This window comes from Nocardia sp. XZ_19_369 (assembly GCF_015355715.1).
Lineage (GTDB): Bacteria > Actinomycetota > Actinomycetes > Mycobacteriales > Mycobacteriaceae > Nocardia.
In genome coordinates this window covers 307,830-321,637 of sequence record NZ_JACVED010000006.1, presented here as the reverse complement: position 1 = coordinate 321,637, position 13,808 = coordinate 307,830, and the positions used below count along the sequence as shown (strand labels likewise).

The 13,808-nt window shown below is 66.7% G+C and carries 10 protein-coding genes and 1 pseudogene; 5 read left to right on the top strand and 6 right to left on the bottom strand.

Annotated features, from left to right (window positions below; translation table 11 throughout):
* The first annotated feature begins 19 nt into the window (after positions 1 to 19).
* On the top strand, positions 20 to 1,297 hold the full coding sequence (gene hisS, locus IBX18_RS23620; protein WP_194835733.1) for a histidine--tRNA ligase: 1,278 nt from the start codon (positions 20 to 22) through the stop codon (positions 1,295 to 1,297).
* 311 nt (positions 1,298 to 1,608) lie between these two features.
* On the opposite strand, the pseudogene IBX18_RS42235 reads toward hisS, so the two are convergent.
* Positions 1,609 to 1,752 (bottom strand): annotated as a pseudogene (locus IBX18_RS42235) (cation transporter); the annotation flags it as partial.
* Positions 1,753 to 1,948: 196 nt separating this feature from the next.
* On the opposite strand from IBX18_RS42235, the gene IBX18_RS23615 reads away from it, so the two are divergent.
* Entirely contained in the window at positions 1,949 to 2,596 is a 648-nt protein-coding gene (locus tag IBX18_RS23615; RefSeq protein WP_194835732.1) for a hypothetical protein, read from the top strand.
* 835 nt (positions 2,597 to 3,431) lie between these two features.
* Positions 3,432 to 4,442, top strand: coding sequence for a malate dehydrogenase (locus tag IBX18_RS23610; protein WP_194835731.1), 1,011 nt, complete (start codon positions 3,432 to 3,434; stop codon positions 4,440 to 4,442).
* A 1,716-nt stretch (positions 4,443 to 6,158) separates the two neighbouring features.
* On the opposite strand, the gene IBX18_RS23605 is transcribed toward IBX18_RS23610, so the two are convergent.
* From IBX18_RS23605 to IBX18_RS23585, 5 genes are all read right to left on the bottom strand, one after another.
* A complete protein-coding gene (locus IBX18_RS23605; protein ID WP_194835730.1) occupies positions 6,159 to 7,238 on the bottom strand; it encodes a 2-oxoacid:ferredoxin oxidoreductase subunit beta in 1,080 nt (359 codons plus the stop codon).
* Positions 7,235 to 9,187: a 2-oxoacid:acceptor oxidoreductase subunit alpha gene (locus IBX18_RS23600; protein ID WP_194835729.1), complete on the bottom strand. Its 1,953-nt coding sequence runs from the start codon at positions 9,185 to 9,187 to the stop codon at positions 7,235 to 7,237. Before IBX18_RS23600 ends, IBX18_RS23605 begins: the two co-directional genes overlap by 4 nt.
* 133 nt (positions 9,188 to 9,320) lie before the next feature.
* Positions 9,321 to 10,337 (bottom strand): Rv2578c family radical SAM protein, encoded by a 1,017-nt coding sequence (locus IBX18_RS23595; protein ID WP_194835728.1) that lies wholly within the window; start codon positions 10,335 to 10,337, stop codon positions 9,321 to 9,323.
* A 271-nt stretch (positions 10,338 to 10,608) separates the two neighbouring features.
* On the bottom strand, positions 10,609 to 11,025 hold the full coding sequence (locus IBX18_RS23590) for an Ig-like domain-containing protein (protein WP_194835727.1): 417 nt from the start codon (positions 11,023 to 11,025) through the stop codon (positions 10,609 to 10,611).
* A 193-nt stretch (positions 11,026 to 11,218) separates the two neighbouring features.
* On the bottom strand, positions 11,219 to 11,578 hold the full coding sequence (locus tag IBX18_RS23585) for a hypothetical protein (RefSeq protein ID WP_194835726.1): 360 nt from the start codon (positions 11,576 to 11,578) through the stop codon (positions 11,219 to 11,221).
* 312 nt (positions 11,579 to 11,890) lie between these two features.
* Here IBX18_RS23585 and IBX18_RS23580 point away from each other — a divergent pair, with 312 nt between their 5' ends.
* Together IBX18_RS23580 and IBX18_RS23575 are read left to right on the top strand one after the other, a co-directional pair.
* Positions 11,891 to 13,096 carry a cytochrome P450 gene (locus IBX18_RS23580; protein WP_194835725.1) on the top strand — a complete coding sequence of 402 codons (1,206 nt, stop codon included), beginning with the start codon at positions 11,891 to 11,893 and terminating at the stop codon, positions 13,094 to 13,096.
* Positions 13,097 to 13,212: 116 nt separating this feature from the next.
* Positions 13,213 to 13,584, top strand: a complete 372-nt coding sequence (locus tag IBX18_RS23575; RefSeq protein WP_194835724.1) for a DUF1048 domain-containing protein — start codon at positions 13,213 to 13,215, stop codon at positions 13,582 to 13,584.
* Positions 13,585 to 13,808: the final 224 nt, after the last annotated feature.

Here is a 13,808-nt window from a genome sequence, read left to right as displayed (position 1 = left end):
TGGTGGAAACTGGACCATCGTGACCAAGACCAGCAGCTTTTCCGCCCCGAAGGGGGTACCGGACTACGTCCCGCCCGGCTCGGCCGAATTCGTCGCCGTGCGCGACGGGCTGATCCGCGCCGCCCGGCTGGCCGGATACGGACATATCGAGCTGCCGGTCTTCGAGGACACCGGGCTGTTCGCCCGCGGCGTCGGCGAGTCGACCGATGTGGTCAGCAAGGAGATGTACACCTTCCCCGATCGCGGCGACCGCAGCGTCACGCTGCGCCCCGAGGGGACCGCCGGTGTGATGCGGGCCGTCATCGAGCACGGGCTCGATCGCGGACAGCTTCCGGTGAAGTTGGTCTACAACGGGCCGTTCTTCCGTTACGAGCGACCACAGGCCGGTCGCTACCGCCAGCTACAGCAGGTCGGCATCGAGGCGATCGGCGTCGACGACCCCGCGCTCGACGCCGAGGTGATCGCCATCGCCGACGCGGGCTTCCGCGGGCTCGGGCTCGACGGGTTCCGGCTGGAACTCACCTCGCTCGGCGACGACACCTGCCGTCCGCAGTATCGGGAACTGTTGCAGGAGTTCCTGTTCGGGCTGCCACTCGACGAGGAAACCAAGCGGCGGGCGGAGCTGAACCCGCTGCGCGTGCTCGACGACAAGCGGCCGGAGGTGCGCGCGATGACCGCCGACGCGCCGCTGATGATCGACCACCTCTCCGAATCCGCCAAAGCGCACTTCGAGCAGGTGCTCGGCTACCTCGACGCACTCGGCGTGCCGTACGTGGTGAACCCGCGGATGGTGCGCGGACTCGACTACTACACCAAGACCACCTTCGAGTTCGTGCACGACGGCCTCGGCGCGCAATCCGGCATCGGTGGTGGCGGGCGCTACGACGGGCTGATGGCGCAGCTCGGCGGACAACCGTTGTCCGGCATCGGATTCGGGCTCGGTGTGGACCGCACGGTGCTGGCTCTGCAAGCCGAAGGCAAGACCGCCGGTGATCCCGCGCGCTGCGAGGTGTTCGGCGTGCCGCTTGGTGATGCCGCCAAACAGCGGATGGTGGTGCTGGCTGCGCACTTGCGCGCGGCTGGGATCAGCGTGGACCTCGCCTACGGTGGGCGTGGGGTCAAGGGTGCGATGAAAGCGGCTGATCGATCCGGGGCGAAGTTCACGCTCGTGCTCGGGGATCGGGACCTCACCGAGGAGACCATCGGGTTGAAGGATATGGCGACCGGGGAGCAGCGTCAGATTCCGATCGACGAGGTGGTTGTCGCGATTCGCGAAGCGCTGGACGTGTCCGGATAGGTCTCAGCTTCTTCGGCGGGGCATGGCGGCGGTGCTACTCGCGGAATGCCGCCGCGATGTCCCGTTGACGAGTGGGTTGGGCATCTCGGGGCAGGTGACCCGGCGGGCCTGAGAACGGGATGTTCGTCGGATGCCGCCGTGATGTCCCGCTGGTGGCGACAGTCAGGTGTCGGGTCGCTGCGATGTGTCATGGCGGCGGCAGTAGTTGTATGCCGCATCGTGTCTCGGTGGTGATGAGGGCGGGGCGTCTGGTCATGCTCAGCGGGACCATGGTTCGGCACTCGCCCAGGGGCGTGGCGATGTCCGTTGACGGTGATCTGCCAGACGCGCAGGTCGTGCACCTCGTCGACGCCGGGGATCTCGCCGAGGCCGCGGCCCAGCGCATCCGGATCCACGCCGGCGGGTGCGGCTTCCAAGAAGATGCGGCCGGATTCGCGGACCAGGCCGAGGCCAGCGCTGCGGTTGGATGGTGGGCGGGGCTGTCGCAACCCGTAGCTATGCGGGCGGGTGATCGTCCTTCTCCGGCACCTCCGCGTGTCACGTTGGTGTATGGAACCGCGGCAACGTCGCGGAAGGGGGCACCGGAGTGGGGGCGCGGGGGTAACGTGACTGCGCGCACGAGGTGGCGCGGAGTCGCGGAGAGGTGGGCCTGTGTCGTCGAATTCTGGTGAGCAGCACGCGGATCCACCCGTCGGGCTGGACCTCGTGGCACCGGAGATGTACGCGCCGATGCTGCGCAGGCTGGCGCTGGCCGCGGCCGGAATCGGTATCGGCTCCGCACTACTGGCCGCGACCGTGGTCAGCTGGCCGATCGCGGCCACCATCGGACTGGTCGTCGGCGCACCGACCGTCGGCTACGCCTTCGCCCTGCGCCGCCGCCGAATGTGGATGTCGGGCACCATGATCCACGCCCGCCGACTATTCGGCGAACGCCGGATCGAGGTGTCCGCCGCCACCGGCGTAGAGGTACTGATCTTTCCCGCCCGCCTCAGCCGCATCGTCCTGCGCGTCACCGCAGGCGAACTTTCTCAAATCGTGCCCTTGGCCATGTACACCGACGCAGGCAGTGGCCGCGAATTGCACCTCCTAGGTCTGCGCCGCCTGGCCGACGCCCTGGCCACCAGCCAACTTGCCGCCGCCGTAGCGGTTTCCGCCCTGTTGGTCCACCAACTCCGTGCCGAAGCCCGAGACGCGAGGCTAGCGGAACGTCCGCTGTACCGCGCCGTGCAAATGGCCCGGGTCAAAGATGCCGTTTCCCCGGTAGTCCTCACCGACCGAGAAGTCGCCGCCCTGACCTGACGCTCGTTCTACCGAGCACGCGCCCGCATGTCCGCGTCGGCTGCGTGGAACTAGTCAGTAGTGCCGGGAGCACCTGCTCCAGCGGCACGCCGAGCGTGGCCGCGACGGCACGGCGCACGCGCAGGCCGTGCGCGCGCGGCGAATTCGTGTGCAGCGGTCGATGCGCAGGCGGTTGCCGGGCTCACGCCGTGCTCGGCGCGATGCGGTCGATCGTGGGTGCATTCCGGGTCATCCGTGCGCGCGCGGCGTATTCGTGTGCGGCGGTCGGTGCGCGGGCGGTTGCCGTGGTCGCGTCGTGCTCGGCGCGATGCGGTCGATTGTGGGTGCACCTGCTCCAGCGGCACGCCGAGCGTGGCCGCGACGGCACGGCGCACGCGCAGGCCCTGCGCGCGCGGCGTATTCGTGTGCAGCGGTCGGTGCGCAGGCGGTTGCCGTGGTCGCGCCTTGCTCGGCGCGATGCGTTTGACCGTGGGGTGTCCGGGTCATCCGTGCGCCCGCCGCTCATTCGGGTGCGGCGGCGGGTGGGGCGGATGGCTGCAGCCGGCGCGATTGCGCGTCTCGCTCCTGCTGCGCGCATCGGCGTCTTGTTGTGCGGTGATCGAAACTTGCGCCTACTGCGCGATGTGGGGGGCAGCGGGGTACGTCGGACGCCGGGAACGGTGGGTGACTGTCGCGTTGCTCACCGTGCGGTTTTCGGCGGCAGGGGAGTCGTTAGGGTGAAGTTTGAGAGTCCGCACAACTACTAGGAGTTTGCTGTGAGCGAGCGTCAGCGAGCGAACCGACGGCGCAGTGCGCGGGTGCGCACGACTGAGCCGAGCGTCAGCGAGGCTCGGTCGTGAGCACCGGAGGTCGGACCGCGCCCGTGACTGTTGCTGTGACCGGTGGGGCCGGGCAGATCGCGTATGGGTTGTTGTTCCGGATTGCGTCGGGGGCGATGCTCGGTGCGGATACCCCGGTGCGGTTGCGGCTGTTGGAGATTCCGGCGGCGGTGGCTTCGTTGGAGGGGCTGGCGATGGAGTTGGAGGACGGGGCGTTTCCGCTTTTGGAGTCCATCGACATCAGTGATGATCCGTGGGAAGGGTTTTCGGGGGCGAACGTCGCGGTGCTGGTGGGGGCGCGGCCGCGCACGGCCGGGATGGAACGGTCGGATCTGTTGGCCGCCAACGGCACGATCTTCACCGAGCAGGGGGCCGCGATCAACGCGAGTGCCGCCGATGACGTGAAGGTGCTCGTGGTCGGCAATCCCGCGAACACGAACGCCTTCATCGCGATGAGCAACGCACCCGACGTCCCCGCCACCCGCTTCACCGCGATGACCCGCCTGGACCACAACCGCGCGATCGCACAGCTGGCCAAGAAGACCGGCGCGCCCGCCGCCGACATCGCCCGAGTTGCCATCTGGGGCAACCACTCCGCGACCCAATTCCCGGACATCGCGCACGCCACCATCGACGGCCGCCCTGCGCTCGACCGCATCGACGACCCGGCCTGGCTCACCGACGATTTCATCCCCACCGTGCAGCAGCGCGGCACCGCCATCATCCAGGCCCGCGGCGCCTCCTCGGCCGCCAGCGCGGCCAGCGCCGCCCTCGACCACATCCACGACTGGGTACGCGGCACCGCCGCCGGCGACTGGGTCTCGATGGCCGTCCCCTCCGACGGCTCCTACGGCGTCCCCGAGGGCCTCATCAGCTCCTTCCCCGTCACCTGCGCCGACGGCACCTACACGATCGTCCCCGACCTCCCCCTCGACGACTTCGCCCGCACCCGAATCGACGCCAGCGTCGCCGAACTCACCCAGGAACGCGACGCCGTAATCGACCTGGGCTTCGCCAAGCGCCCCTGACCCGACCCGCCGCCCCCTGACCGTATCGATCCGCACCCTCACTTGGGATCCGCACTCGATCTAGGTGTCCCTAGACGGTGCGGATCCCAAGTGAGGGTGCGGATCTGCCGACAATCATCCGAGGTTCGGCCGCACGCACCGCAGTGGGACATGACGGCGGCGCTACCTGCACTTCCCGGTCACCACGTCCCACTCACCGTTCAACTGGCCCGAATTCGATGTTGAGCGGGACATGAGGGCGCCGCTACTCGCACTTCGCCGCCACCGAGTCCCACTCGGCGTTCAACTGGCCCAATGCGTTTGAGCGGGACATGAGGGCGGCCCCACTCGCGCTTCGTCGCCGCCATGTCCCGCCTGGCCTTGACTTCTCGCCCTGGCGGGACATGAGGGCGGGTCCACTCGCTCTTTGCCGCCCCACGTGGCGCCTAGCTGGCCTTGATTCGTCGGTGGGCGGGACATGAGGCGGCGCTATCTTCGCCGCGACCGTGTCCCGCTCGGCGCCTAGCGGCCCTTGATTCCTCGTCGAGCGGGGCATGCCGGCAGGGCCACTCGCGCGTTGTTGCCACCATGTCCCGCCCGCCGCTCACCGAGCCTCGGTTTCTCGCTGAGTGGTACATGGTGGTGGGGCCTACTCGTGTTTTCCCTCCGCCATGTACCACTGTCCGCCGAGCGAGCCTGGACTTCTCGTTGGGTGGGGCATGAGGGCGGTGCTACTCGCGTTTGGCCACCGCCATGTCCGATCTGGCGCTCAGCGGACCTGGATGCCTCGCTGAAGCGGACATGACGGCAGTGCTACTCGCTCTTTGTCGCCATCGTGTCCCACCTGGTCTTGACTTCTCGCCCAGGCGGGACATGAGGGCGGGCCCACTCGCACTTCGCCGCCCCATATCCCGTCCGGCGACTAGCTGGTCTTAATTCTTCGCTGGACGGAACATGAGGGCGGGCGCTTCTTGCCTTTCGCCGCGACCGTGTCCCCTTCGGCGCCTAGCGGCCCTTGATTACTCATCGAGCGGGACATGCCGGCAGGGCCACTCGCGCGTTGCTGCCACCATGCCCCGCCCGCCGCTCACCGAACCTCGATTTCTCGCTGAGTGGTACATGGTGGTGGGGCCTACTCGTGTTTTGCCTCCGCCATGTACCACTGTCCGCCGAGCGAGCCTTGGCGTCTCCTCGGGCGGGACGTACGGGCCCGGTGCCAGTCGCGTTTGGCCGCCACCGTGTCCCACGCGCCGCTCACCCAGGTCTTGATTACTCGTCGCTTAGTAGGTCTGAGCTTTCTCACCGGGTGGGTGTGGGCCGCGCCGGTCACGTTTCTCCGCCGCTATGTCTCACTTGGCGTCCGCCTGGCCTTGACTTCTTGCCCAGCGGGACATGAGGGCGGGCCTACTCGCGCTTCGTCGCCGCCATGTCCCACTGGGTACGTAGCGACCCTTGACTTCTCGCCAGGTTGGCATGAGGGCGGGGCTACTCGCGTTCGGCCACCGCTATGTCCCAACTGGCGCTCAGCGGACCTTGATGCCTCGCTGAGTGGGACATGACGGCGGGGCTACTCGCTCTTTGTCGCCATCGTGTCCCACCTGGCCTTGACTTGTCGCCCGGGCGGGACATGAGGGCGGACCTACTCGCACTTCGCCGCCACCACGTCCCGTTCGAGAGCATGGCTGACCGTCGGGCCGGAACCCGGTGGCCCCCAACGGATCAGCGGAATAGCCCGACCTAACTGACAGTCCAGGTCTCAGGACCACTGAGCAGCGACTGCAGCGAATCCTGGTCAACAGGTTTGCGTTCACGCGCCTGCGCCGTCTGTGCGCGCACACCATCGTCATACGTGGGCCGACTGACACTGCGGAACACACCTGTAACCACGTGGTCGAGTGCCTGATCGGAGAGGCGGGAGAGGGCGTAGGCGTATTCGGGGTTGTCGGTGTAGGCGTCGTGCACGACGATGTCGGATTCGGCGACGGCATCGGTGCGGGTCACCTCGAGTCCGAAACCGCTTCGGACAACGGCGAATTCACCGTGGGCTCCGAAGCGAACGGGCTCGCCGTGGTGCAGCGGGACCAGGTGCGCGGCGGCATTGTCGCGGCGCAGCGCGTCGAAGGAACCGTCGTTGAAAATGGGGCAGTCCTGCAGGATTTCGACGAACGAGGTGCCGCGGTGTTCGGCGGCGGCGCGCAGCACCTCGGTGAGTCCCGCGCGATCGGAGTCCAATGCGCGTGCGGCGAAGGTGGCTTCGGCGCCGAGCGCTATTGACAGGGTGTTGAAGGGATGGTCGACCGAACCCATGGGGGTCGACTTGGTGACCTTGCCCTGTTCCGAGGTCGGCGAGTACTGCCCCTTGGTGAGTCCGTAGATCCGGTTGTTGAACAACAGGATCGTCATGTTGACGTTGCGGCGCAGCGCGTGGATGAGGTGGTTGCCGCCGATGGACAGCGCGTCACCGTCACCGGTCACCACCCACACCGACAGGTCGGGGCGGGTCACCGCGAGCCCGGTGGCGATGGCGGGCGCGCGGCCGTGGATGGAGTGGATGCCGTACGCCTCGAGGTAATACGGGAAGCGGCTCGAGCAGCCGATCCCGGAGACGAACATCAGGTTCTCCCTGCGCAATCCGAGCTCGGCGAGGAACCCGCGCACGGTCGCCAGGATCACGTAGTCACCGCAGCCGGGGCACCAGCGCACCTCCTGATCGGTGGTGAAGTCCTTCACCTTCTGCGGACCCGCCGCGGCGGGTACCCCGGACAGTCCGGTCAAGCCCAGATCTGTGCCGACGAGCGAGGTTTCCACGATGGTCATTCGTTACCCCCAGTGCTGACGTACGTGGCCCGCGCTCTGGCGGCGAAGGCCTTGTCCTGTTCCATCTCCTCGATCGAGCCGTCCAACGCGGCATCGATGACCCCGACGAGTTCCTGCGCGGAGAACGCGGTCCCGGCGATCTTCGTCCACGGCTGCACATCGACCAGGTACTTCCCGCGCAGCAGCAGCGCGAGCTGGCCACCGTTCATCTCCGGCGCGACCACCGTGCGATACCGCCGCAGCACGGCACCGAGGTTGCCGGGCAACGGATTCAGATGACGCAGGTGCGCCTGCGCGACCGGTACGCCACGGCGGCGCGCGCGGCGACAGGCCTCACCGATCGGCCCGTACGAGCTACCCCAGCCGATGAGCAGCAGCTCGGCCCGCCCGTCCGGATCCTCGACCTCGAGATCGGGCACGCTGATTCCGTCGATCTTGGCCTGCCGCAACCGAACCATCAGTTCGTGATTGGCCGGCTCGTAGGAGATGTTGCCGCTGCCGTCGGCCTTCTCCAGTCCGCCGATCCGGTGCGCGCGACCCTTGGTGCCCGGGACGGCGAGCGGCCGGGCCAGGGTCTCCGGGTCGCGGGCGTAGGGCTGGAACGGATCGCTCTCCTCGCCTTCCGGCTCGAACCCGGTTTCGATCGGCGCCAGGTCGGTGACCTGCGGAATCGACCACGGCTCCGAGCCATTCGCGATCGAGCCGTCGGACAGCAGCAGCACCGGCGTGCGATAGGTGAGCGCGATCCTGGCCGCCTCGACCGCGGTGGCGAAGCAGTCGGCGGGGGAGCGCGGCGCGAGCACGGCGACGGGTGACTCGCCGTTGCGCCCGTACAGCGCTTGCAGCAGATCGGCCTGCTCGGTCTTGGTCGGCAGGCCGGTGGACGGCCCGCCGCGCTGCACGTCGATCACCAGCAGTGGCAACTCGGTCATCACCGCGAGGCCGATGGTTTCGCTCTTGAGCGCGAGCCCCGGCCCGGAAGTGCTGGTGACACCGAGCGCGCCGCCGAGCGAAGCCCCCAGTGCCGCACCGATTCCCGCGATCTCGTCCTCGGCCTGGAAGGTGGTGACGCCGAAGTTCTTGTGCTTGCTCAGCTCGTGCAGGATGTCCGAGGCCGGGGTGATCGGGTAGGTGCCGAGGAACACGGGCAGCCCGGCGAGCTGACCCGCCGCCACCAGTCCGTACGCGAGCGCGGTGTTGCCGGTGATCTGGCGGTAGGTGCCCGGCGGCAGTTTCGCGGGCGCGATTTGATAGGTGGTCGCGAAACTTTCGGTGGTCTCGCCGTAGTTCCAGCCGGCCCGGAACGCCAGCACGTTGGCCTCGGCGATGTCGGGCTTGGCCGCGAACTTCTCCCGCATGAACTTCTCGGTGCCGCCGATCGGCCGCCCGTACATCCAGGACAGCAGGCCGAGCGCGAACATGTTCTTCGCGCGCTGGCCGTCCTTCTTGCCGACCCCGGTCGACTCGGTGGCGCCGAGGGTGAGCGAGGTCATCGGGACGCGGTGCAGCACGAAGTCCGACAGCGTGCCGTCGTCGAGCGGATCAGCGGGGTAGCCGACCTTGGTGAGATTGCGCTTGGTGAACTCGTCGGTGTTCACAATGACGGTGGCGCCGCGCGGTAGATCTTCCAGATTCGCCTTCAGCGCTGCCGGATTCATCGCGACGAGCACATCGGGCTGATCGCCCGCGGTGAGGATGTCGTAGTCGGCGATCTGAATCTGGAACGACGAAACGCCAGGTAGCGTGCCCTGGGGCGCTCTGATCTCGGCGGGGAAGTTGGGCTGGGTGGCGAGGTCGTTGCCGAACGCGGCCGCTTCGTGCGTGAAACGATCGCCGGTCAGCTGCATGCCGTCGCCGGAGTCACCGGCGAACCGAATGACTACCTTTTCCAATTTCGCTGCGTCGGCGGCGTTTTGGGCTGTGCCGACATCGTTGTGGTGCGAAACCATCTGCCTGCTTCACTTCCTCGTCGATGAGAGGGGTGCCATCGCCAAACTACTCCGCACCGCTCGGTACGTCCGCCCGATATGTGAGGTTCATGGGTATTGCGTGCGGTTTACCGGTGGTCGATCGCGCGAGGCTTCAGCCGAACAATGCCAGCTGCGGGTCCGCGGCGTGCGGACTTTCCGGCTGTGTCTCCGGTTCGGCCGGTTTTTCCGGCTTCAGGGCGTGTCGCTTCAGCAGCGGGTCGACCCGCTCGCGCAGCCAGGTCGAGTACTCGGGCGTCACATAGGCGCCACGGCCGTAGAGCTGACGGTAGCGCCGCACCAGCGCCGGATGATGCTCGGCGAGCCAGCTGAGGAACCAGTCGCGGGTGCTGCCGCGCAGGTGCATCGGGAAGGCGACGGCCGAGCGCGCGCCCGCGTCGGCGATCGCGCCGAACAGCTCGTCCAGGTGCGCCTTGCTGTCGGTGAGGCACGGAATCACCGGCGCCACCATGACATTCACGTCGAAGCCCGCGTCGGTGAGCGCGCGCACGAGTTCCAGCCGGGCTTTCGGCGCCGGAGTGCCGGTTTCGAGGCTGCGGTGCAGGTCCAGATCATGGATCGCGATGGATACCGCCACGCTCACCCGCACCTCGCGCGCGGCCAGGGTGAGCAACGGGAGGTCCCGGCGCAGCAGGGTGCCTTTGGTCAGGATGGAGAACGGCGTGCCCGAATCGGTGAGTGCGCGAATGATGCCGGGCATCAACCGGTATCGCCCCTCGGCCCGCTGGTACGGATCGGTGTTGGTGCCGAGCGCGACCGGTTCCCGATGCCAGGAGCGGCGGCCGAGTTCCTTGCGCAGCACCGCGGCGATGTTCGTCTTCACCACGATCTGAGAGTCGAAATCCTTGCCCGCGTCCAGGTCCAGATACTCGTGCGTCGGGCGGGCGAAGCAGTAGCGGCAGGCGTGCGAGCAGCCGCGCATGGGGTTGATCGTCCACTGGAACGGCAGGTTAGAACTCGTCGGCACCTTGTTCAGCGCGCTTTTGCAGAGCACCTCGTGGAAGGTGATGCCCTCGAACTCAGGGGTCTGCACAGTGCGCGTCAACCCGGCCCGGGTCAGCCCGGGCAGCGCGCCATCGTCGGCGTCCAAGGTCTGGCTTTGCCACCGCACCACTCCAGTCGAACATATGTTCGTCTGGAGCGCAATCTTCTCCCGGTCTGCGCTCAGCTGATCGCGGTGACCACAGGTCATATCTGTCACCGGCGGCGGTCGCCGACCTCGGTACCACACGATCGTTGCAGGCGACAGTTGTCACCGATTGCAGATTGCTTCTGTCACCGAGACGGGCCGTAGCTCGCCCTCATTCCCTGAACGCATGCACACGCCGATGAGCGAGCAGTCCTCCGTACTCCATCGTGCAAGGTCGAATCGTCCACTGTCGTCACTGTGTCCGTCTGTCCGTCTGAGCGAGAACGGTGACCGTTTCCGACTTGGACTGGGATCGAAATTTCACGACGATCGTGTGCGGGCCGGCAGTCGCTGGAGTCCACGGCACCCCGACATTCGCATACCCCTTCTCGACAACGAGATTCGGCCCGGAAGTGCCGACGAGCTGTTCGCCGACGTAGAAGTTCACCTCGTCCGACGGGTCCGCCTGCGCCGAGTATCTGACGGACGCTACGAGAGCGCAGCCACAGCCGACGTGGGGTGGCTGCGAATGCGGGTTGGGGCTTGAAGCCCATATCTCGAACACGGAGAGCTTCGCGTCCTCGTCGGGCAGCGTGGTACATGCAGCGGCCATGCCGCCCACCACTGCCGCCCAGCAGGCCATATGCACCAGAACGGTTTTCGTGTTCATCCACCAATTCTGTGCCCCGCCGGGCGATCGTCAGTCCCCGAATTGCTGGGGCGGCACCGAGTCGGGCGATGACCTCGGCTGGGAAGTCGGGCGCGGTCACCAGCCGCCACCCTTAGAGGCGTCCGCAACTGCCGACGAGCGGATGCGGGCTGATCCGCCGTCCGGGCATGGGCCGGGGGCCTTGTGCTGGTCGTCAGCAGCTTGTGTTCGCGGCCGTGCCTGCGATGAGAACGAGGAGATGCCCGGCCACCATGACGAGGATCCCGGTGCTGGTCAGCACGAGTGATAACGAGTTGATGCGGCGGTGATTCGCCCACGCATAGACCAGCAGGAACAATCCAACCGCGAGCATGATTATCGAACCCGTGACCTGGATGCCCTCGAGTAGCGCGTAATCCCGGTCTCGCTGCCCGGAGCTGCCGTGCGGGCTCACATCGCAGTAGTCGCCGTTGGCCGGGGTGATCACATATCCGGCCACGGCGATCGCCGGTCCAATGAAGACCGAGCCGACGATGTAGATCACTGCAGGCAACAACGGCCGGTTCTTGGTCATGGCGTCAGACAATATCCATCCACTATGGCGGCCCTGCGGTTGTCGTGTGGAGGTTCTGTGTCCGGTAAACATCCGCAACTGCCGCCTATAGCGCGGTCGCAAACGTCCGGATCTGCCGATTATGCAGCGGTAGCAGCGGATCCGGTTACCGCGTCGGGTGATCCACTGCAGTGCGTTAGCGAGACTCCAGCCGAGCGTGACCGCCAGCAAATCATGACAGCCAGCCTTGCGTCTACGTATACATGTACGTACAGTTTGTCTGTAATGATCTCTGGAATTCCCCAAAAGTCCACTGCTGCAAGGGAACTGAGCATGAGCGAAGCTCTCCACACGATGACCACGCTACCGACGGCGCGCCAGCGCGGCTGTCCGTTCGACCCGCCGGCCGAGCTGATCGAGGCCCGTCGACACGGCCCGATCAGCCACTACACCTTCCCCGGCGGAAAACCCGGCTGGCTGGTCACCGGGCACGACCTGGTCCGGTCGGTCCTGTCCGACTCGCGATTCAGTTCACGGAAGGAGCTCATGCTCCACCCGACCATCGACTACTCGGGCTTCGAGATCCCGCCGGCGCCGCCCGGTGAGTTCCTGCTCATGGACGAACCGCAGCACGGGCGTTATCGGAAACCGTTGGCGAGCAAGTTCACCGCGCGGCGCATGCGACTGCTCACCGAACGCGTCGAGCAAATCACCGCCGACCACCTCGACGCCATGGAAAAGGCCGGGCCGCCAACAGATCTGGTGACGGCGTTCGCCAGACCCATCCCTGCCATCATGATCTGCGAACTGCTGGGGGTGCCCTACCAGGACCGCGGCGCTTTCCAGGAGAACGTGGAATCGTTCATGAGCGGGGAGACCAGCGATGAAGACTTGATGGTTGCGGTGACCGCGACCTACGACTACCTCACGGAACTGGTGGCCACCAAGCGCGCCAACCCCACCGACGACGTGCTCAGCGAGCTCACCGATACCGATCTCACCGATGAGGAACTGCGGGGGATGGCCCTGATTCTGCTGGCGGCAGGGTTGGACACCACCGCGAACATGTTGGCGCTGGGCACCTTCGCGCTCCTGCGCCACCCGGACCAACTCGCCGCGCTGCGCGCCGATCCCGCGCTCGCCGACCAGGCAGTGGAGGAGTTGCTGCGGTATCTGAGCGTCGCCAAGACCTCCATGAGGACAGCGCTGGAAGACGTCGAGCTGGCCGGCCAGACGATCAAGGCCGGACAGGTGGTGATCGCGTCGTACCACACCGCCAATCACGATCCCGAGCGCTTCGCCGATCCCCACGCGTTCGATATCCACAGGCGGGTTGGCGGACACCTCGCCTTCGGCCACGGCGCCCACCACTGTCTGGGAGCGCAGCTCGCCCGCGTCGAAATGCGCGTCGCGTTCCCCGCCCTGGTCAACAGGTTCCCCACGCTGCGTCTGGCCGTACCGGCCGACGAGGTCGCCCTGCGCCCGGAAACCGCGGACATCTACGGGGTGAAGAGCCTCCCGGTCACCTGGGACGTGTGACCGCAGGATCCCTGCTGCCGAAAAGGGCAGGGCAGGAATATCTCTACGAGTTCTGGAGGACCTGGAGCTTCCTTGCAGGACAGCTCGAACAGCTCCCCCAAAGGAGGAAAATAACCATGCCCGATACCGAAAAGGGCGGCTTCATCTCCAAGGTGGTCGGCCCCAAACTGCGCTGGCGCAAATACAAGTCGCGTGTGAGTCAGCTGCCGCCGAACTACGGCACGGCCGTGGAAGCGATAGAGCGATACATGATGCACTTTGTGCCGACCGACAGCGAGGCCAGCATCTCAATGTTCGAAGAGCTCGCCGACCGGTTCGAGCAGGCCGCGGCCCAGGGCACCCCGATCCGCGAGATCGTCGGGCCGGACCCGGGCGAATTCGTCGGGACACTTGTCCAGAACTACACCGACGGCGGCTACGCCCCCGCCCGGGAACGCAAGAAACTGATCGAGGCCATCGCACACGCCGAAAAACAGAGCGCTCGCTGACGGCGCCGTCACCCGACGTCCGGTAATTAGCGTAAGGCGTTTTGTGTCAAGCGGTTCGGTCGGTGCCCTTGGCTGTCGTCGTCCCGGCATAGCGGTAATGGGGTTGGTTCCCGGCAGCGTGTAATCGGGTTGTGTGACGACAGGTCGGGGCTGCCCGTTCAAACTAGCGCCTGTATGTGAACAGATAAAGGCTGTCGTCACAATCGCTGAGATGGCTCCGGCGA

Bases quoted from the DNA above. Each gene is read 5' to 3' on its own strand.
- IBX18_RS23605 (WP_194835730.1), bottom strand. From the start codon at position 7,238: ATGACCATCGTGGAAACCTCGCTCGTCGGCACAGATCTGGGCTTGACC.
- IBX18_RS23600 (WP_194835729.1), bottom strand. From the start codon at position 9,187: ATGGTTTCGCACCACAACGATGTCGGCACAGCCCAAAACGCCGCCGAC.
- IBX18_RS23590 (WP_194835727.1), bottom strand. From the start codon at position 11,025: ATGAACACGAAAACCGTTCTGGTGCATATGGCCTGCTGGGCGGCAGTG.
- IBX18_RS23585 (WP_194835726.1), bottom strand. From the start codon at position 11,578: ATGACCAAGAACCGGCCGTTGTTGCCTGCAGTGATCTACATCGTCGGC.
- IBX18_RS23580 (WP_194835725.1), top strand. From the start codon at position 11,891: ATGAGCGAAGCTCTCCACACGATGACCACGCTACCGACGGCGCGCCAG.
- IBX18_RS23575 (WP_194835724.1), top strand. From the start codon at position 13,213: ATGCCCGATACCGAAAAGGGCGGCTTCATCTCCAAGGTGGTCGGCCCC.